The following is a 19618-nucleotide window of genomic DNA, read 5'->3' as shown; positions in this document are numbered from 1 at the left end:
TTTTTCCAAAATATGGAAAAACAAATGCTCTCGAAAACAGACAAAACCCTTGTAAAATCTAGGTTTTTATTTTTGGCATAGTTTTCCAAACAGTTGTATTACCCAAAAGCATAAAAATGAAAACTATTTTACAATTAACCGGCTACCATTTATCTCCCAAAAAAATAAATGGAAATGAAGAGAGTATCCAACTTTCAACCATCGATAACCGTGATGGTTCGCCAAGATGGATTTGGAATTCTGAGAACAACGATCCTTTATTCCTAAAATTCTACTATGTTGACAGCATTAATTCTTGGCTTTTTAGAAAATGGATTCAGGTTATTTTTTCCTTACACTTACAACGCTTCTTTTTTAAACAAAAAAAATGGTTCTATACAGTTAACGAAAATCCTCTATTCGATTGTAAAAGTAATTGGGCCTTATTTACTGCTAGCTCAGGGACAAACGACAAAGCTGTTTTGTATGCCAATAAGACTTTCTATAAAATTGCCAGCACCGAAAATGCAACACAATTAATTGAGAACGAATATAGAATTCTGAAGGGAATACAACAATCATCAAGAGGATTTATAACTCCTTTGGTACGATTGGTCAATCACAATATCATTCAACTTTCTGATGTCTCTGAAGATGGTAAAAGAACCACAAAAATTAACGATGCCCATCTTAAAGTGTTGCATGAATTGGCTTCAATAAAAAAACAGACCCTTACCGTAGAAAATTGGACTTGGTATAGACAAATAGAATCTGATTTTCTGGAGATTCAAGACAATAGAATTCCTAAAAATTTAATGCATAAAATAGAATTTTTATTGAATACGATAACCAATAAACAAAGTGTACTGCTTAGTTTTTCACAAGGCGATTTTACATCTTGGAATCAGTACCAACAAGGTGGCACAATAGCTTTGTATGATTGGGAATTGGCCAGAGTAGACCGTCCTTATGCTTTTGATTATTTTCATTTTATAATTCAGCAAGGCGTAATAGTTGACAGAAAAAAATGGGCCACGATTTATCAAGATCTTAAAGAACAATGTGTGGATAGTCACCGAAATTGTCTCTTTAATCACGATTTATACACCTTCAAAAATCAACTCAAATGGTATTTATTGACCAACTGTATGTATTCTTTAAAAACATTTGCCGAACAAGCAGAATGGAATCCTAAAATTGATTGGTTATTGACCATATGGAATGAAGCGTTGGATGTATTTGTGAAAGAAGAAAAAGCACCAAGAGAATTAATAAGTATGGAAGATATTGATAGCATCCAAAACAGTGGATATGAAGCTCTAAAATTCGAAGATCTACTTCTAAAAAAAGAAACGAAGCAACAGAGATTGATGTTTTAATTGAAAAAATAACCCTAAAAACCAGTCGCTATTTTATTTTAAAAATATCACCTTTTATAGTGTATACAGTAAAATTTATTGGTTATAAGCAAAATGAATTGCATTTGATCTCGCGGACAGTTCAGGGAATGATAATTATTCCGAAATCAAAAAACTAAACTAGCATTGCTGAAAATCACATAGGAAACAAGCGGTAAACCATCTAGATAGTTGACGGTACAACCAAAATAAAAAACAGAAATCATGTCTAACAAAACAATTTTAGCTACTTGCTACTCCATAAATCCTTATAAAGATTTAGAAGATGGCATGGGATGGAATCTTATCCTTCAAATTGCACGTTATCAAAAAGTGATTGCCATAACACGAGAAAAAAATCAAGCCTCCATAGAAAAGTACCTCAGTGAAAACACAAATCCTGCCTTCAATAATATCACTTTCTTATATTTTGATCTACCCTATGGGATGCGTTTCTGGGAAAAAGGTGGCCTAGAATTTTGGATTTTTTACTACATCTGGCAGCGTAGCATTGTCTCTTTCATAAAAAAACAAACCCTTTACTATGATATTGTACAGCATATAAATTTTCATAACGACCTGACGCCTAGTTTTTTATGGAAATTGAATAAGCCAATGGTTTTGGGTCCCGTCGGTCATCAACCCCGTATTCAAAAACAATACTTAAAACTGTATTCAAAAAAACAACATTTGAGTAACGAATTGAATTGGTTCGTAAAAAAAATAGTCATTAAACATTCCCCTGCTATGAAAAAAACAATTGAAAAAACAGCCCACACTTGGTGTACGACTCCTAGTACCCCAGTTTTTATGGGATTAAAAGAGAATACCTTTTCGATACACCCATCAATAGTCTCAGATGATTCTTATATTAAAAAACCAAAAAAAACCAACCAATTTCGCGTTTTAAGTGTAGGACGATTTGTTGCCATTAATGGTTTTGACTTAACCTTGCATTCTTTTATTGGGTTTGTAAAATCTTTACCCAATACAGAACAAAAACTATGTAAACTGATCCTTGTGGGAACAGGTCCAGAAAAAGAACTATACCTGAGAATTATCCAAGAAAATCAAGTCGAAAATTTGGTGGAAATCATCGAAAAGATAGATCGTCAATCGTTGATAGAACAATACCAAGAGGCTACAGTATTTCTGTTCCCTTCACATGAAGGTAATGGAATGGTTGTCGCAGAAGCGCTTTCGTTTGGGCTACCAATTATCTGTTTAAATAATGATGAATTTTGTCATTTCATAGATGATTCATTAGGTATTAGTGTACCAGTACAAAGCTATACTGATACAGTAATCCATTTGAAACAGGCACTATTAAAACTATACAAAATACCACATCTTACAGACATAATGAGCTCTCGAGCACGAAAACACTATGAAAATAAATTCAGCTGGAACAGTAGAGAATCTTATTTACAAAACATATACAACAAAATTGCATGATAATAAGCAGTTAAATTTTATAAGCGATTCGTTATAAAAGCCATACATATAATTCACACTGTTATTTATCAAAAGTCAAACCATAAAGAACTAACCTATAATAGATTCTTGTACCATATTCAACAAGGCCATTGTAAAGGTGAAACTGCTTATTTTTTTTTCCAATTAACCCTTCTATAATCCAAATTTTGGAAACTTTTCAGTGTCATAAATCGGATAATCCCAGTGCTTACAGGAGTTTTAGAATTCTTGCACAATTATTGGCATAGATTAAAAAGAACAAAAGTTCCCCATTTACACAACATCTATAACAAATTAAGATTATGAAAATTATAGCCGTACATTTATCAAACGATTGTAGTGAAAGTTCAAAAATTTTGAGACAACTAGTAAAAGGTTGGACCAAAAACCACATCAGTACCGAACTATATGTGGGTAGTGGAGAAAAAGGCTTTTTATCTAATAAAACTACAACACATCATTATTGGTATTCATCTGTTAAAAATCCAATTTTTAGATTGCTTTTTATTCTTGCTAGCCAATGTATCCTGTTTTTTAAGCTTCTTTTTAATTTAAAAAAATCCGACATTCTTTATATCAATACTGTAGTGCCATTTGGTGCAGCTTTGGCTGGAAAAATACGAGGGTGCAAAATCATGTACCATATACACGATACCAGATTGACTCCAAAAATTTTCAAACTTTTTCTTTTTGGTGTTGTAAAATGGGCAGCGAATGAAGTAGTTTACGTTTCTAATTTCTTAGCCGAGCAAGAACCCCTAAAAATTAAAAGTAACGTAATCTACAACGTGCTCGAAAAAGATTTTTTAAACCAATGCAAGGGCATTAAAACCTCTCAAAAAGAAAGCAAAATTATTCTAATGATTTGTTCATTAAAAGCAAACAAAGGGGTTAGTGAATTTTTACATCTAGCGCACTTGAATAGAAACTATACATTCAAATTGGTATTAGATGCCAACCAAAAAGAAATTGACAACTACTTCAAATTAGAATTCCTTCCAGAGAATCTTGTTATTTACCCAACACAAACAGACACACATCCGTTTTATAAAGAAGCTAGTATTGTACTCAATCTGTCTGATACTCGTTCATCAGTAGAGACTTTTGGTATTACCATCCTAGAAGCAATGGCGTATGGGTTGCCAACTATTGTTCCTCCAGTGGGTGGTATAGTTGAATTAGTAAAAGAAGGCGAAAATGGCTTTTTGATTGACAGCAAAAATATCCCACTACTTACCAAACGCCTGAACGAACTATTACAAAACCAGGCTCTTTATCAAAAAATGAGTGCTACTGCAAAAGAATACAGCCGCTTTTTTTGCGAAGAATATTTTGAAAGCGAATCGACTAGAATCCTTCTAAATTAATCCTCAAAAAAGTAACCCTATTCACAATATTAAAAAAATGAAAAGCATATAAAAAAAAGAACAATGGACTTTCAAAAAAAAAACAGAGTACTTCTTATCTATTTCTAAAAATCACATAATTATTTAGCTATATTTGCTATAAATCAATCTAAGCCACATATGATTCGATTATATCCAAACGAACAAGTTAAAGAATTCGACGTACACGAATCCTTGCAATTGCGCTATGCAATTACCAGCCGAGGAAGGCTCATCAGTTTTAAAGACCGAATTGAAGAAGGTCGTGAATTAAAAGGAAGCATGATAGACGGCTACCGTATTTTTCGCTACAAAATCAATTCTGGAGAAAAACCAGTCAACCGACATCTCTTTTTTTACAAACTCATTGCGGAGCATTTTATTCCAAAACATTCCGAAGATCAGGTTCACATCCTACATTTAGATTATGTGCGTGATAACGACTCCCTTCGAAACTTAAAATGGGCGACACGCGAAGAATTTTTGGAACACAACCGAAAAAGTCCACACGTGATTCAAGCAAGAAAAAATTTGCTAGCACATAACATCAAATCCGATGGAAGAAAGCTTACATCAACCAATGTGATTCGGATCAAAAAGATGCTGCAAAATCCCAACAGAAAAACTAGGATTAAAATGATTGCCAAGCAATTTGGTGTCAGCGAAATGCAAATTTTCCGCATTAAATCTGGTGAAAACTGGGGACATATCGTCGTCTAATCGATAGGTAAAGCAGCAATTTCGGCCTGTAATTTTTTCGTAAGACTTTTAAAAACCAAGTCATACGAATGGTCGATTAATGCTTTGAGCATAGCATCTGGAACATCTTGATTAATCGCAACGGTGTTCCAGTGTATTTTGCTCATATGATACCCTTCATTGATGGCGTCGTAATTGGCACGCAATTCTAAAGCGCGCTCGGGGTCACACTTGAGATTCACCGAGGGTTCTTGCTTTTCCCATTGTTTTAACGAGGACAATGCAAACATTTTGCCTCCTACTTTAAAAACCAAAGTATCTTCATCAAAAGGAAAATGCTCTGTTACTGCTTTTTTAGACAAGCAGTATTCATAAAATGTTTCTAAATTCATAGTATTATTTTTTCCATCATCTTTTCGGGATGAGCTAAGGTTGTAAATCCAAATTTTTGATATAGAAAATGAGCATCTGTCGTGGCCAATCGCCAGATTTTCACTTGTTGCAATTGCGGTTCTTCCAGCATCGCTTGTATCAAAATAGAAGCATATCCCTTGCCTCGATACTCGTCAGCGATAAAAACATCCATAACGTAGGCAAAAACTACATAATCAGTAATCACTCTGGCAAACCCAATTTGGACATCATCCTTAAAAATCCCAAAACATACCGAACTATCAATGCATACTTGAACTTCTTCAATCGTTCGACCTGCCGCCCAATAAATATCCTTCAAAAAATTTTGAATAAAAAGAACATCCAACTTTGCTTTATCGGTAGAAACGTGAATCATATTTGGTATAAAATAGGTTTACTCGGACTGGCATCATTTTCAAAAGATGCGATTTGCAAATTCAACACATAAGCGCCATCTAGCACTTCATCGGGCACATATATCATTTCGGTGATGGTGCAATTCAGTCTTGCATCAGTATTCAGGTTATTCACATCTTTCACATTCCAAAACGCTTTGTGCGCCAATAATTTTCCCTCATCTTTCTCCTTGTCTACACTAGGCAAATCGATTAATAAATGTTGAATGCCGATTTCACGAATAAAATGTGCCGCTTCTTCCGTTAGATACGGCGGATTGGTATTCGAATAGTTTTGGTGTTTTTTTAATTTAAAATTAGGCAGCGTTCTAATTACTAACGCTTCAAAAGAAATACCCGATTGTAATGTCACCTCGAGCGCAGTCGAGAGACTTTTTAATGTAATCACTAAATCTTCCCCTGCACTTCTGGCACCACAGAAATCAATTCGGCACGGAAGAAAAACTGTTGCAAACATTGATTCACACTGTAAAATTCACGTGTGATATGCCCCAAACATTCAGTATGCGTACCGTGACCGTGTGGATTGAAAAAGATGTTATTAAAATTGGTCGATGAGCTTCCTTCCGATACTTTCCCAACCCAATCTCCAAAAACTACTGGTTCAATAACCGGTTTTTCGATATACCAAGCAATAGGATTTTCATCTGTGTTGGTCAAAGGAATCGAAATATCAATGGGTTTTGATAGGTCGATTGTAACAGTTTGGTCAATTAGTTCTATTGTGGCTTTCATTGTTTAAACACTAAGTTCACTAAGAAGTCACAAAGAACACAAAGCTTAGTGAACTTAGTGATTTCCTTGTGCCTTTGTGGTTAATTTACTCTTCCAAATTTAAATAAAACAAATCACTCGCAATTCCATCCGTCAAGAATTTTCCTTTACAAGTTGGTTTCAGAATATTATTCTCAATAGCGAGCAACTCATCCTTTACGAATTTCTCAGATTGTTTAATGAGATAATCTAAATAGCGTTCTCCAAACTCTCTTTCTATTCTTTCTAAAGCAACGCCCCAAATGGTTCGCAATCCTGTCATAATGTATTCGTTATAACGGTCAGCTGTAGATAAGATTTCTTTTTCGTTGGGCAATTGATTTTGTTGAATGGCTTTCAGATACAAAGCATTATTCGCCACATTCCAACTTCTCGAAATTCCATCATAACTGTGCGCCGAAGGACCAATTCCGATGTATTTTTTCCCTAACCAATACGCCGAATTGTTCTTTGAAAAATAATTTTCCTTTCCAAAATTGGACAACTCATAATGAATAAAACCATTCTTCTTAAGGGTTTCGACTAATATTTGGAAATGCGCTTCGGCTACTTCATCTTTAGGAGCGTCTATTTTACCCTTTTGAATGAGTGTATTCAAAGCCGTTTTAGGCTCTACCGTCAAGGCGTAACTCGAAATATGAGGCACACCAAAACGCAATGCAGTTTCGATATTTTGTTGCCATTGTTCATTACTCATCCCCGGAATACCATAAATCAAATCGATTGAAATATTATCAAAATATTGAGTCGCGAGTTCCAAACATTTTTGAGCTTCTACCGAATTGTGCGCGCGATTCATCATCGTTAAATCGGCTTCAAAAAAAGACTGAACTCCAATACTAAGTCTATTGATTGGGCTTTTGGACAATTCCACAATTCGCTCACTGGTCAAATCATCAGGATTTGCTTCAAGGGTAATTTCTGGATTTTCAACAACACTGTAATGCTGGTACACTTCTGCAATCAAGAATTCAATTTCTTCAGAAGTCAGTACCGAAGGCGTACCTCCTCCAAAATAAATCGTTTCCACTTCCCAGAATTCAGCATCATTTTTGTCACTTCGAGCGCAGTCGAGAAGCTCATTTTTGCGTATTTGCAATTCTTTGGCAATAGCCAAAACCATTTCCTCCTTTTTCTTCATCGAAGTCGAAAAATGAAAATCACAGTAATGACACGCTTGTTTGCAGAATGGGATGTGGATGTAGATACCGCTCATAGATAAAGTGTTCAGTGGTCAGGATTTAGTGATCAGTCATTGGAAAGTGTTCGGTATTCAGTTTTTAGTGTTCAATAAATAAACTGATTACTAATGGCTGAACACTGCTTACTCTTTTTTTACTTCAAATTTTTCTGGATTTAGTATCATATAATTTATCAATCTTCCAACTTCTTTGGAACTTTCAGTTAAACTAGTAAACGACTCTATTGTTATATACTTGCAAGCTAATGCATATTCCAACCAACCTTGTGTCTCCGAATTTTCGGCATCAGCATCGGTCAATTTACTATGAAAATACTTTGGATACTCTCTTTTTCTATAGGCTTCAGCAATCGTAATTGTTACGCTTCGCGAACTTCTTCTGATTTGATCTGTTAAAGAATAAGTCTCTTCTTTTGGAAAACTTTTCGATAATTCAAAAACCGCCATAGCAACATCAAACCCTTTTTTATAACTTAATAAATCCTGAAATTTCATATGTTTTATCTAACTAATTACTTTAAATGAACACTTAAAAACTAATCACTATTTTTTTACATTACACAACCTGAACACTAAAAACTGAACACTGATCACTTCTTTTTAATCCTATCTTCATTATTCTTAACAAAAGCATCCCAACCTGAATAGCTTTTCTCTCCGATTGTTTTTCCAGAATTGAAAAAATGACAAACCGCAGCCGCCAAACCATCAGTTGAGTCGAGGTTTTTGGGAAGTTCTTTTAGTCCTAAAAGTTGTTGCAGCATTTTGGCTACTTGTTCTTTGCTGGCGTTTCCGTTGCCGGTGATGGCCATTTTTATCTTTTTGGGTTCGTATTCGGTAATGGGAATGTCTCTAGAAAGTCCCGCAGCCATTGCCACACCTTGCGCACGTCCTAACTTCAACATCGATTGTACGTTTTTTCCAAAGAAAGGCGCTTCAATCGCGATTTCGTCGGGATGATGCGTTTCGATTAACTCAATGGTACGCTCGAAAATGACTTTCAATTTTTGGTAATGGTTGTCGTATTTGGACAAAATCAACTCATTGAGCTGTATAAATTCCATTTTCTTATGAATAACCCGAATCAATCCAAACCCCATAATGGTAGTCCCTGGGTCGATGCCTAATATGATGCGTTCGTTTGACATTTTTTTTAATTTCAAGTTTGCCGTTTCCAATACAAAGTTTGTTGTTTCTTTGCAAAATATTTTTTTCACACAACAATTCCCCCTTTGGGGGCTAGGGGGCTTATGATTTCAATTCCACACAAAACTAAACAATTCCTTGTACTTCTAGTCAAACTTTTGATAGTAGGGGGAGCGTTTTATTTTATCTACAACCAACTCGCTAATAATGACCAACTCGATTGGGAAAAATTCATAGTGTTGTTTCGCAAAAATCAATCCGTGGGAGGCATTCTTTTCATTCTCTCGTTTAGTGTCTTGAATCGCTATTTCGAAATTTTGAAATGGCAAAACTTAGTCCGTTTTCTGCATCCTATTTCGGTAGGCGAATCTACCAAACAAGTATTGGCCGCTTTAACTGCGGGTTTGTTTACCCCAAACGGCGTGGGCGAATACGCTGGAAAAGCCTTGTATTTCGACAAAAAATCAACCAAAAAAATCATCTTTTTAAACCTGATTTGCAACGGAATCCAAATGCTATTGAGCATCGTTTTTGGCATTTTCGGCTTGTTGTATTTCAATGCTATTTTCGCCATTATCAAACCCAAAACCGTGCTGTTACTCTTTGGAGGACTTTTGTTAGTTGTACTGATTGTATTTTTTTCAAAGAAAATCAACATCAAAGGTTATTCTATCGAAAAACTACTTCACAAAATCAATGAAATTCCAAAAGCGATTCATCAAAAAAACATACTGCTGGGTACTTGTCGCTACTTGGTATTCTCGCATCAATACTATTTTTTGTTTTTGGCTTTTGATGTGGACTTACCCTATTTAACAATGATGGCTGCGATTGCTTCGGTCTATTTTCTGGCTTCTTCTTTGCCAACTTTTCAATTTTTGGATTTTGCGGTAAAAGGAAGTGTGGCGGTTTTTTTCTTTGGAATTTTGGGCGTTAACGAGTGGATTGTGGTTTTCATTTCGACTTTAATGTGGTTCTTGAATGTAGTGCTGCCCGTAGCCATAGGAAGTTATTTTGTTTTGAAATTTAAAAGCCCGCTAGCCTCAGAAGATGGGAACATTACTCTCAAAGAAAAACAATGATTTTTGTTTTACTAGGCATAGCAATCGTTTATGTACTGACTATAAGTTGGCTAATTTACGGTTGTTCCCAAGTACCATTGTATGACAAAAAAGAGGTCGCTCCAAAAACCACCTTCTCTATTTTGGTGCCTTTTCGCAATGAAGCCGAAAATTTGCCGATTTTATTAGAAAGCATTACCAAACTAAAGTATCCGACGGATTTATTTGAAGTGCTATTGATTGATGATGCTTCAGAAAAAGAGTTTAAAGTTTCAGGTTTAAAGTTTAAAGTTTCAATTGTTACTACTATTCGGATTTCAACTTCTCCGAAAAAAGATGCCATCACGACGGGCGTCCCTTTGGCCAACAACGAGTGGATAGTGACCACCGATGCCGATTGTGTAGTTCCCGAAAATTGGTTGCTAACGATGGATGCCTTTATTCAAAATCATAAGATTGAAATGATTGCTGGGGCGGTAACTTATGACTGCAAGCCTTCGTTTTTGCATCATTTTCAGCAATTGGACTTGACGAGTTTACAAGGCGCTACTATTGGAAGTTTTGGTATTAACAAAGGTTTTATGTGCAATGGCGCCAATTTTTCTTATACTAAATCTCTTTTTCAAGCCTTGAATGGTTTTGAAGGCAATGACAAAATAGCCAGCGGCGATGATGTTTTTTTATTACAAAAAGCCATAGCCCAATTTCCAGAAAAAGTACACTATTTAAAATCGAATGCAACCATTGTCCGAACGCAACCTACAGACAGCTGGAAAGCCTTGTTCCATCAGCGCGTGCGATGGGCTTCTAAAACTAGCTCCTATCAGAGTCGGTTTGGAATAGGATTAGGGCTAGTCGTTTTTGGAGGTAATCTTAGTTTGATTTTGGGATTGGTTTTGGGATTTTTGGGTTGGATTCCGTTCCTCTATGTCGCATTGCTTTGGCTAGCGAAATTTATGGTCGATTCGGTATTACTTTACACCACCCATCGTTTTTTGAGTCATTCCAAAATGCACTATTGGATAGCCAGTAGCATGCTCTATCCTTTTTTTAGTACTAGTGTGGCTTTGTATGCTGTTTTTGGTTCTTACGAATGGAAAGGGAGACGATTTGAAAAATAACCGTTTGGTTCCACTCGACTGCCCTAGCCCAGATGGGAACGGCATCCTGTGGCTCCGGGGTTCGGAGCGACAGATATAGTGGACAGCTGGATTAGCTCCTGAAAAAAATTATTCTACTTTTAATATTACCGGCAAGATAAATTGTGTCTTCACTGGAATTCCTCGTTTTATCGCGGGATTGACTTTAGGAAAACCGACCAAACGCGCGCGAAGGATACTATCGATTTTGATGGTATCATAAGCCACCGAATCTTTGGGGAATTGTGGTTCAAATTGAAGCGTTGCATTTGGGAATACGGTGACTTTGACTTCGATGGTATCAAGCTCTGGATACAGCGCCGCCAAGGTGTCTACGCTTAATTTTTCTTGAATAAGCTGTGTCAATCGCTCAAAAAAGCACTGTTGTTGTTGCTTCTTGTCGGTCACGCTTTCACAATCTACCAAAGAAGGATATTCGTCTACTTCTTTCCAATTAATGGATTTCAATTCCTTTTGGAGCAATTCCTTTTCAGAGGGAACTTGCTTCTCAAAGTATTGGCAAGAGGCGAACAACAAAATAAATAGATATAAATAATTTTTATTCAAAACTTGATAGGGTGTAAAAATATTTAAATAAAAATACTAATAATTAATTAATAAATGACTGCCAAACAACCTGTACTTTACAATTTACTACTGAAAATTGAAATAACTAATCAACACTCAAGCTGATAATTGTTGGAAAATGAAGTTGTGAAAAAAAATTGATACATTTATACAACTCAAAAAATGCAGTACTTTAATTTTTCAAAATTACTAATTTTTTTCTTATGGACATCTTGCTTATAATTTTGGGATTTATTTTCGTTATTTTAGGTGTTTTAGGCAGTTTCCTTCCGCTTTTACCAGGCCCTCTATTTTGTTTTATAGGCTTATTACTATTATATCTTACTGATTCAATTCCAATCAATTATTGGTCTTTATCTATTAGTGCATTGTCTTGCCTAATACTAAGTATTTTGGACTATGTAATTCCAGCTCGTGGAACCAAAAAGTATGGAGGAAGTTCCTATGGCGTTTGGGGCACCAACATTGGACTACTTGTCGGCTTACTAAGTCCATTACCTTTTGGGTTTATTTTAGGGGCTTTCTTAGGCGCTTTTCTAGGAGAAATACTCTATGACCACAAAAATCACAATCGTGCACTTAAAGCCGCCACTGGCTCGTTTATTGGATTCATCGCCTCGAGTGTTGTAAAATTTATGGTTTGCATGATGCATGCGGGCTATTTCTTATGGTTGTGTTGGAACAATCGAACAGTTTTGTTATAAGTATTAGTAAAATCTATTTCCATAAAACTAAAAAAAGCCGTTCGTCGAGACGAAAAGCTTTTCATTGGTCTAACTACTAAACCACGCTACGAGTTACAAATTCGCAGCAAACAACACAACTAATTTTAGATACCTTATGAGGGCAAAAAAGCACTTCATCTCTGAAGTGCTTCTCCCAATATTAGCGGTCTGGACGGGACTCGAACCCGCGACCCCATGCGTGACAGGCATGTATTCTAACCAACTGAACTACCAAACCCTGCTTTATTGCGGTTGCAAAGATACAATAGAATTTCGCATTTCCAAGCCTTTTACTAAATCATTCTAAAAAAAATATTTATTTTCATAAAGTCAATTTCTAAACCACTGTAAATCAAAAAAGCCATCCACAAAAGTGGAAAGCTTTTCATTGGTCTAACTACTAAACCACGCTACGAGTTACAAATTCGTAGCAAACAACACAACTAATTTTAGATACCTTATGAGGGCAAAAAAGCACTTCATCTCTGAAGTGCTTCTCCCAATATTAGCGGTCTGGACGGGACTCGAACCCGCGACCCCATGCGTGACAGGCATGTATTCTAACCAACTGAACTACCAAACCTCTGCTTTATTGCGGTTGCAAAGATACAATAGATTTTCATTCACACAAGTATTTTTTGCAAAAATATTTCATTAAAAAGCACGTGTTTAGCCAAAACTTTGTTTTTCAATTAAATAGGTTGTCATTATTTTTTCAAAATTATCATCAACTCGCACCGGAACATACACAATCCGATTCTGAGCGCAACTCATTGCTACTTTTTTAGTGAACTCTTTCATTTGAATTTCGTAAGCTTCTTTCACATTGTCAGCAAAAACCGCAATTTCTTCACCAGATTCAAGATCAACAAACCTTCTCGGTGAAGCATCAAAATCAAAATTGTATTCTGTTTTATAATCCATCACATGGAACAACACCACTTTGTGTTTATTATGCTTTAAATGTTGTAAGGCCGCAAACAACTTCTCCTCAGAAGAAGATATCGAATCCGACTGGAACATATCCGTAAAAAGCAAAATCATCGACCTACGATGCATTTTCTCGGCTATCTGATGTAAATAAGTAATTGTATCAGTAGTTTTCTTTCGCGTTTGATTTTCGAGCAAATTTTCGAGCGTATTCAACAACATTCTATGATGACGATCACTGCCTTTCTCTGGCGCATAATATTCGTAACGATCCGAAAAAACACTCAATCCCACCGCATCTCTTTGTTTTTTCAAAAGCGCCATTAAAACAGCAGCAGCTAAAACCGAAAACCCAATTTTATTCTCATAAAAATTTTGATTCACATCGAGTTTTGGATAATGCATCGACGATGAATTATCAATAATGATGTGGCATCTCAAATTAGTTTCTTCTTCAAAACACTTGGAATACAAGCGATCTGTTTTCGCATATAATTTCCAATCCACATGACGAGTACTCTCGCCTGTATTATACACTTTATGTTCGGAAAATTCAGCTGAAAAACCATGAAAAGGACTCTTATGCATCCCCGAAACAAAGCCTTCTACAACTTGATGAGCCAAAAGTTCTAAATGTTTAAAACTTGAAATTGTTTCTACTTGCGATGCTATTTTCATACATCAAATATATAAAAAATTTAAAGCACTAGAAAAATGAAAAAATTAAGATAAGAGCAATAATCACCCACATTTACCCAAAGGCAGATTCGAAAAAGAATTGCTGGATTTAATCGAGTATTAATTCTAAAAGTAATAAGTAACCCCCACAAGAGTCATTATCATCCCACATGGTTCCCGCTATCCTCTAAATCTTGCTTGGGCTTTATTCGCCCAAGCAAGGATACCGCTGCTATCGGGGTTAAGGAGCTACAATGGGCCTATTTATAGGCATTGTTACAACCAAAAAACTCCATTAGATATTCTCTAATGGAGTTTTTTTTGTTTTTGTACTCAGAGCGGGACTTGAACCCGCACGAACATTGCTGTTCACTGGATTTTAAGTCCAGCGTGTCTACCAATTTCACCATCCGAGCAATTAGTGGTACCTCCAGGGATCGAACCAGGGACACATGGATTTTCAGTCCATTGCTCTACCATCTGAGCTAAGGTACCCTACTTTTAGGAGTAGTTATAAAAAAACCCTTCACTTTTGATGAAGGGTTTTCTAAAGAAAGGCGGCGACATACTCTCCCACAAATTGCAGTACCATCTGCGCAGGCGGGCTTAACTTCTCTGTTCGGAATGGGAAGAGGTGAGCCCCGCCGCAATAACCACCTTAAGGTCGTTTTGCAATGGGTAACCAGTTTGTACTGATTAACATTACATAATATCTTAACATACTGAGATAAAGAATATAAAAAGTTTCAACTTGCCTTGAGCGAAGTCGAAAGGAGAAAGTTCTCTCCCGAGAGCTTTCGCTCTCGGGAAAAAGGTGTACATAAGCTTACGGGTTATTAGTACTACTCGACTATGACATTACTGCCTTTACATCTATAGCCTATCAACGTGGTCATCTCCCACGACCCTTAAAAGAAATCTCATCTTGTGGTGGGTTTCGCGCTTATATGCTTTCAGCGCTTATCCCTTCCAAACGTAGCTACTCTGCGGTGCCCCTGGCGGGACAACAGATACACTAGAGGTTTGTCCAATTCGGTCCTCTCGTACTAGAATCAGATCCACTCAAATTTCTAACGCCCACAGTAGATAGAGACCGAACTGTCTCACGACGTTCTGAACCCAGCTCGCGTGCCACTTTAATGGGCGAACAGCCCAACCCTTGGGACCTTCTCCAGCCCCAGGATGTGACGAGCCGACATCGAGGTGCCAAACCCCCCGTCGATATGAGCTCTTGGGGGAGATCAGCCTGTTATCCCCGGCGTACCTTTTATCCTTTGAGCGATGGCCCTTCCATGCGGAACCACCGGATCACTATGCTCTACTTTCGTACCTGATCGACCTGTATGTCTCTCAGTCAAGCTCCCTTATGCCATTGCACTCTTCGCACGGTTACCAAGCGTACTGAGGGAACCTTTAGAAGCCTCCGTTACTCTTTTGGAGGCGACCACCCCAGTCAAACTACCCACCAAGCAATGTCCTCTCTATCGAGAGTTAGGCCTCAGATAAACAAAGGGTTGTATTTCAACAATGACTCCACAACGCCTAGCGACGCCACTTCACAGTCTCCAACCTATCCTACACATCATTTATCCAAGGTCAATACTAAGCTATAGTAAAGGTGCACAGGGTCTTTTCGTCCCACTGCGGGTAAACGGCATCTTCACCGTTACTACAATTTCACCGAGCTCATGGCTGAGACAGTGTCCAGATCGTTACACCATTCGTGCAGGTCGGAACTTACCCGACAAGGAATTTCGCTACCTTAGGACCGTTATAGTTACGGCCGCCGTTTACTGGGGCTTCAATTCAATGCTTCTCCGAAGATAACATCTCCTCTTAACCTTCCAGCACCGGGCAGGTGTCAGGCCCTATACTTCATCTTACGATTTTGCAGAGCCCTGTGTTTTTGATAAACAGTCGCCTGGACCTCTTCACTGCGGCCCCGATTACTCGGGGCGACCCTTCTCCCGAAGTTACGGGTCTATTTTGCCTAATTCCTTAGCCATGAATCTCTCGAGCACCTTAGGATTCTCTCCTCGACTACCTGTGTCGGTTTACGGTACGGGTACTAATTACCTGAAGTTTAGAGGTTTTTCTTGGAAGCCCTTAGGCGCACTATCTCTTTGACCGAAGTCTCCGAGTACTATCGTATTTCCCCAAGCCGCGTGGATTTGCCTGCGCAGCTTATAGGTAGGTACTTCAACGAACTATTCCGTCAGTTCGCGGCGCTTTCATCACTCCGTCACCCCATCACAGTAATCAGTAGTACGGGAATATTAACCCGTTGGCCATCGACTGTCCCTTTCGGGTTCGCCTTAGGTCCCGACTAACCCACAGCTGATTAGCATAGCTGTGGAAACCTTAGTCTTTCGGTGTGCGGTTTCTCGCCCGCATTATCGTTACTTATGCCTACATTTTCTTTTCTAACCAGTCCAGCATGCCTTACGACACACCTTCAACCCTGTTAGAATGCTCCCCTACCACTTACAATTGCTTGTAAATCCATAGCTTCGGTAATATGTTTATGCCCGATTATTATCCATGCTCGTCCGCTCGACTAGTGAGCTGTTACGCACTCTTTAAATGAATGGCTGCTTCCAAGCCAACATCCTAGCTGTCTGGGCAGACAAACCTCGTTCTTTCAACTTAACATATATTTGGGGACCTTAGCTGATGGTCTGGGTTCTTTCCCTCTCGGACTTGGACCTTAGCACCCAAGCCCTCACTGTTATCAATCATTATATAGCATTCGGAGTTTGTCAGGAATTGGTAGGCGGTGAAGCCCCCGCATCCAATCAGTAGCTCTACCTCTATATAACTAAAATAACGCTGCACCTAAATGCATTTCGGGAGTACGAGCTATTTCCGAGTTTGATTGGCCTTTCACCCCTACCCACAGGTCATCCGAAGACTTTTCAACGTCAACCGGTTCGGACCTCCACACTGTGTTACCAGCGCTTCATCCTGCCCATGGGTAGATCACACGGTTTCGCGTCTAACACTACTGACTAAAGCGCCCTATTCAGACTCGCTTTCGCTACGGATCCGTGGCTTAACCACTTATCCTTGCCAGCAACGTTAACTCGTAGGCTCATTATGCAAAAGGCACGCCGTCACCCCACGAAAGGGCTCCGACCGCTTGTAAGCGTATGGTTTCAGGATCTATTTCACTCCGTTATTCACGGTTCTTTTCACCTTTCCTCACGGTACTGGTTCACTATCGGTCTCTCAGGAGTATTTAGCCTTAGCGGATGGTCCGCCAAATTCAGACAGGGTTTCACGTGCCCGCCCTACTCAGGATACCACTATCCTTTACATTCATTACTTATACAGGGCTATCACCTTCTTTGGCTCTACTTTCCAGTAGATTCTAATTCTTTATGCAAGAAATCTCGTGGTCCTACAACCCCAACATTGCCGTAACAACATTGGTTTGGGCTAATCCGCGTTCGCTCGCCACTACTTACGGAATCACTTTTGTTTTCTTCTCCTCCGCCTACTTAGATGTTTCAGTTCAGCGGTTTGCCCACCTATCGGTGTACTATGTCTTCAACATAGTGGGTTGCCCATTCAGGTATCTACGGATCAATTCGTGTGTGCCAATCCCCGTAGCTTTTCGCAGCTTATCACGCCTTTCTTCGCCTCTGAGAGCCTAGGCATCCCCATACGCCCTTATTTTGCTTATTGTACCAATCATAAAATTAATTATGACCGTTTTTTTTTCGCTTTCTCTAATAAATCAGAGAAAACTGCTTTCTACTTTTTATTATTTCTTATCTCAATATGTCAATGAACTTTAAATAAGTATTAAGTATTCTGTATTAAGTACTAAGACCTTATTGTCTTAATTCTTGATACTATCATCTTGATACTATCTTGTGGAGAATAACGGAGTCGAACCGTTGACCTCCTGCGTGCAAGGCAGGCGCTCTAGCCAGCTGAGCTAATCCCCCATTTTTTGTAAAATTCCAAATTTTTAAATTCCAAATTCCAAAAAAAAAAAGGATTTCAACCTCTAGAATTTCCTAATTAAGTGTAAATAGTAGTCCCGGCAGACTCGAACTGCCGACCCCTACATTATCAGTGTAGTACTCTAACCAGCTGAGCTACGAGACTCTGTTTTTTACTTAATTCTTTATTCAATTTCTTTAAATTAACAGCAAGAGTAATATAATCGGTGTCATAGCACCTTTAAAATCTTCTTCTTTTTCCTTAGCGTGCTTTACGCTAACACTAAGGCTCTAGAAAGGAGGTGTTCCAGCCGCACCTTCCGGTACGGCTACCTTGTTACGACTTAGCCCTAGTTACCAGTTTTACCCTAGGCAGCTCCTTGCGGTCACCGACTTCAGGCACCCCCAGCTTCCATGGCTTGACGGGCGGTGTGTACAAGGCCCGGGAACGTATTCACCGGATCATGGCTGATATCCGATTACTAGCGATTCCAGCTTCACGGAGTCGAGTTGCAGACTCCGATCCGAACTGTGACCGGCTTTGTAGATTCGCTCCTGGTCACGCCAGTGGCTGCTCTCTGTACCGGCCATTGTAGCACGTGTGTAGCCCAAGGCGTAAGGGCCGTGATGATTTGACGTCATCCCCACCTTCCTCACAGTTTGCACTGGCAGTCTCGTTAGAGTTCCCGACATGACTCGCTGGCAACTAACAACAGGGGTTGCGCTCGTTATAGGACTTAACCTGACACCTCACGGCACGAGCTGACGACAACCATGCAGCACCTTGTAAATTGTCTTGCGAAAAGTCTGTTTCCAAACCGGTCAATCTACATTTAAGCCTTGGTAAGGTTCCTCGCGTATCATCGAATTAAACCACATGCTCCACCGCTTGTGCGGGCCCCCGTCAATTCCTTTGAGTTTCATTCTTGCGAACGTACTCCCCAGGTGGGATACTTATCACTTTCGCTTAGCCACTGAACTTGCGCCCAACAGCTAGTATCCATCGTTTACGGCGTGGACTACCAGGGTATCTAATCCTGTTCGCTACCCACGCTTTCGTCCATCAGCGTCAATCCATTAGTAGTAACCTGCCTTCGCAATTGGTATTCCATGTAATCTCTAAGCATTTCACCGCTACACTACATATTCTAGTTACTTCCTAATAATTCAAGTCTAGCAGTATCAATGGCCGTTCCACCGTTGAGCGATGGGCTTTCACCACTGACTTACTAAACCGCCTACGGACCCTTTAAACCCAATGATTCCGGATAACGCTTGGATCCTCCGTATTACCGCGGCTGCTGGCACGGAGTTAGCCGATCCTTATTCTTACAGTACCGTCAAGCTCCCTCACGAGGGAGTGTTTCTTCCTGTACAAAAGCAGTTTACAATCCATAGGACCGTCATCCTGCACGCGGCATGGCTGGATCAGGCTTGCGCCCATTGTCCAATATTCCTCACTGCTGCCTCCCGTAGGAGTCTGGTCCGTGTCTCAGTACCAGTGTGGGGGATCTCCCTCTCAGGACCCCTACCCATCGTTGCCTTGGTAAGCCGTTACCTTACCAACTAGCTAATGGGACGCATGCTCATCTTTTGCCGTTGTGACTTTAATGTGAAAATGATGCCATTCTCACATACTATGAGGTATTAATCCAAATTT

14 protein-coding genes, 6 tRNA genes, 3 rRNA genes and 1 pseudogene are annotated in these 19618 nt (G+C 38.9%); 7 read left to right on the top strand and 17 right to left on the bottom strand.

Annotated features, from left to right (window positions below; translation table 11 throughout):
- The first annotated feature begins 116 nt into the window (after nt 1-116).
- The 4 genes from BXU11_RS15270 (at nt 117) to BXU11_RS15255 (ending at nt 4957) form a co-directional block, all read left to right on the top strand.
- Nucleotides 117-1358: a hypothetical protein gene (locus BXU11_RS15270; protein ID WP_078213178.1), complete on the top strand. Its 1242-nt coding sequence runs from the start codon at nt 117-119 to the stop codon at nt 1356-1358.
- A 243-nt stretch (nt 1359-1601) separates the two neighbouring features.
- Nucleotides 1602-2831 (top strand): glycosyltransferase family 4 protein, encoded by a 1230-nt coding sequence (locus BXU11_RS15265; protein WP_078213177.1) that lies wholly within the window; start codon nt 1602-1604, stop codon nt 2829-2831.
- A 323-nt stretch (nt 2832-3154) separates the two neighbouring features.
- Nucleotides 3155-4219: a glycosyltransferase family 4 protein gene (locus BXU11_RS15260; protein ID WP_078213176.1), complete on the top strand. Its 1065-nt coding sequence runs from the start codon at nt 3155-3157 to the stop codon at nt 4217-4219.
- A 159-nt stretch (nt 4220-4378) separates the two neighbouring features.
- Nucleotides 4379-4957 carry a hypothetical protein gene (locus BXU11_RS15255; protein WP_024982575.1) on the top strand — a complete coding sequence of 193 codons (579 nt, stop codon included), beginning with the start codon at nt 4379-4381 and terminating at the stop codon, nt 4955-4957.
- Here BXU11_RS15255 and BXU11_RS15250 read toward each other — a convergent pair.
- From BXU11_RS15250 to ruvC, 6 genes and pseudogenes are all read right to left on the bottom strand, one after another.
- Nucleotides 4954-5328 carry an MmcQ/YjbR family DNA-binding protein gene (locus tag BXU11_RS15250; RefSeq protein ID WP_024982574.1) on the bottom strand — a complete coding sequence of 125 codons (375 nt, stop codon included), beginning with the start codon at nt 5326-5328 and terminating at the stop codon, nt 4954-4956. The two genes, BXU11_RS15255 and BXU11_RS15250, sit on opposite strands and share 4 nt — an antisense overlap.
- Complete coding sequence (locus BXU11_RS15245) at nt 5325-5726, bottom strand: GNAT family N-acetyltransferase (protein WP_024982573.1); 402 nt, start codon at nt 5724-5726, stop codon at nt 5325-5327. The genes BXU11_RS15250 and BXU11_RS15245 overlap by 4 nt, the downstream gene beginning before the upstream one ends.
- Nucleotides 5723-6426: pseudogene (locus BXU11_RS15240) on the bottom strand (cyclase family protein). The gene BXU11_RS15245 and the pseudogene BXU11_RS15240 overlap by 4 nt, the downstream one beginning before the upstream one ends.
- Nucleotides 6427-6586: 160 nt before the next feature.
- Complete coding sequence (gene hemW / locus BXU11_RS15235; protein ID WP_078213175.1) at nt 6587-7756, bottom strand: radical SAM family heme chaperone HemW; 1170 nt, start codon at nt 7754-7756, stop codon at nt 6587-6589.
- A 108-nt stretch (nt 7757-7864) separates the two neighbouring features.
- A complete protein-coding gene (locus BXU11_RS15230) occupies nt 7865-8236 on the bottom strand; it encodes a four helix bundle protein (RefSeq protein ID WP_078213174.1) in 372 nt (123 codons plus the stop codon).
- A 95-nt stretch (nt 8237-8331) separates the two neighbouring features.
- On the bottom strand, nt 8332-8889 hold the full coding sequence (ruvC, locus tag BXU11_RS15225) for a crossover junction endodeoxyribonuclease RuvC (RefSeq protein ID WP_078213240.1): 558 nt from the start codon (nt 8887-8889) through the stop codon (nt 8332-8334).
- A 102-nt stretch (nt 8890-8991) separates the two neighbouring features.
- Between ruvC and BXU11_RS15220 the strand changes: the two genes are divergently transcribed.
- Complete coding sequence (locus BXU11_RS15220) at nt 8992-9969, top strand: lysylphosphatidylglycerol synthase domain-containing protein (RefSeq protein WP_078213173.1); 978 nt, start codon at nt 8992-8994, stop codon at nt 9967-9969.
- Nucleotides 9966-11069: a glycosyltransferase gene (locus BXU11_RS15215; protein ID WP_078213172.1), complete on the top strand. Its 1104-nt coding sequence runs from the start codon at nt 9966-9968 to the stop codon at nt 11067-11069. The genes BXU11_RS15220 and BXU11_RS15215 overlap by 4 nt, the downstream gene beginning before the upstream one ends.
- A gap of 108 nt (nt 11070-11177) precedes the next feature.
- Here BXU11_RS15215 and BXU11_RS15210 read toward each other — a convergent pair whose 3' ends face one another.
- Nucleotides 11178-11654, bottom strand: coding sequence for a hypothetical protein (locus tag BXU11_RS15210; RefSeq protein ID WP_078213171.1), 477 nt, complete (start codon nt 11652-11654; stop codon nt 11178-11180).
- 224 nt (nt 11655-11878) lie between these two features.
- Between BXU11_RS15210 and BXU11_RS15205 the strand changes: the two genes are divergently transcribed.
- Complete coding sequence (locus BXU11_RS15205) at nt 11879-12379, top strand: DUF456 domain-containing protein (RefSeq protein WP_078213170.1); 501 nt, start codon at nt 11879-11881, stop codon at nt 12377-12379.
- A gap of 185 nt (nt 12380-12564) precedes the next feature.
- Here the strand turns inward: BXU11_RS15205 and BXU11_RS15200 are convergent.
- The 10 genes from BXU11_RS15200 to BXU11_RS15155 all read right to left on the bottom strand — a co-directional run.
- Nucleotides 12565-12638: transfer RNA gene (locus BXU11_RS15200), tRNA-Asp, on the bottom strand.
- A gap of 271 nt (nt 12639-12909) precedes the next feature.
- A tRNA-Asp gene (locus BXU11_RS15195) sits at nt 12910-12983 on the bottom strand.
- An 86-nt stretch (nt 12984-13069) separates the two neighbouring features.
- Nucleotides 13070-14008, bottom strand: coding sequence for a DUF58 domain-containing protein (locus tag BXU11_RS15190; RefSeq protein WP_078213169.1), 939 nt, complete (start codon nt 14006-14008; stop codon nt 13070-13072).
- Between the two features lie 330 nt (nt 14009-14338).
- Nucleotides 14339-14424: transfer RNA gene (locus BXU11_RS15185), tRNA-Leu, on the bottom strand.
- A gap of 6 nt (nt 14425-14430) precedes the next feature.
- A tRNA-Phe gene (locus tag BXU11_RS15180) sits at nt 14431-14503 on the bottom strand.
- Nucleotides 14504-14560: 57 nt separating this feature from the next.
- Nucleotides 14561-14669, bottom strand: a 5S ribosomal RNA gene (gene rrf / locus BXU11_RS15175).
- Between the two features lie 155 nt (nt 14670-14824).
- Nucleotides 14825-17695: ribosomal RNA gene (locus BXU11_RS15170) — 23S ribosomal RNA — on the bottom strand.
- Nucleotides 17696-17887: 192 nt separating this feature from the next.
- A tRNA-Ala gene (locus BXU11_RS15165) sits at nt 17888-17961 on the bottom strand.
- A 90-nt stretch (nt 17962-18051) separates the two neighbouring features.
- A tRNA-Ile gene (locus tag BXU11_RS15160) sits at nt 18052-18124 on the bottom strand.
- A gap of 129 nt (nt 18125-18253) precedes the next feature.
- Nucleotides 18254-19618, bottom strand: a 16S ribosomal RNA gene (locus BXU11_RS15155); the annotation flags it as partial.

Source organism: Flavobacterium sp. LM5, assembly GCF_002017945.1.
Lineage (GTDB): Bacteria > Bacteroidota > Bacteroidia > Flavobacteriales > Flavobacteriaceae > Flavobacterium > Flavobacterium succinicans.
Note: the sequence above shows the minus strand (reverse complement) of the source record. Positions and strands in the feature narration are given on the sequence as shown.

Bases quoted from the DNA above. Each gene is read 5' to 3' on its own strand.
- BXU11_RS15270 (WP_078213178.1), top strand. From the start codon at position 117: ATGAAAACTATTTTACAATTAACCGGCTACCATTTATCTCCCAAAAAA.
- BXU11_RS15265 (WP_078213177.1), top strand. From the start codon at position 1,602: ATGTCTAACAAAACAATTTTAGCTACTTGCTACTCCATAAATCCTTAT.
- BXU11_RS15260 (WP_078213176.1), top strand. From the start codon at position 3,155: ATGAAAATTATAGCCGTACATTTATCAAACGATTGTAGTGAAAGTTCA.
- BXU11_RS15255 (WP_024982575.1), top strand. From the start codon at position 4,379: ATGATTCGATTATATCCAAACGAACAAGTTAAAGAATTCGACGTACAC.
- BXU11_RS15250 (WP_024982574.1), bottom strand. From the start codon at position 5,328: ATGAATTTAGAAACATTTTATGAATACTGCTTGTCTAAAAAAGCAGTA.
- BXU11_RS15245 (WP_024982573.1), bottom strand. From the start codon at position 5,726: ATGATTCACGTTTCTACCGATAAAGCAAAGTTGGATGTTCTTTTTATT.
- hemW (WP_078213175.1), bottom strand. From the start codon at position 7,756: ATGAGCGGTATCTACATCCACATCCCATTCTGCAAACAAGCGTGTCAT.
- BXU11_RS15230 (WP_078213174.1), bottom strand. From the start codon at position 8,236: ATGAAATTTCAGGATTTATTAAGTTATAAAAAAGGGTTTGATGTTGCT.
- ruvC (WP_078213240.1), bottom strand. From the start codon at position 8,889: ATGTCAAACGAACGCATCATATTAGGCATCGACCCAGGGACTACCATT.
- BXU11_RS15220 (WP_078213173.1), top strand. From the start codon at position 8,992: ATGATTTCAATTCCACACAAAACTAAACAATTCCTTGTACTTCTAGTC.
- BXU11_RS15215 (WP_078213172.1), top strand. From the start codon at position 9,966: ATGATTTTTGTTTTACTAGGCATAGCAATCGTTTATGTACTGACTATA.
- BXU11_RS15205 (WP_078213170.1), top strand. From the start codon at position 11,879: ATGGACATCTTGCTTATAATTTTGGGATTTATTTTCGTTATTTTAGGT.
- BXU11_RS15190 (WP_078213169.1), bottom strand. From the start codon at position 14,008: ATGAAAATAGCATCGCAAGTAGAAACAATTTCAAGTTTTAAACATTTA.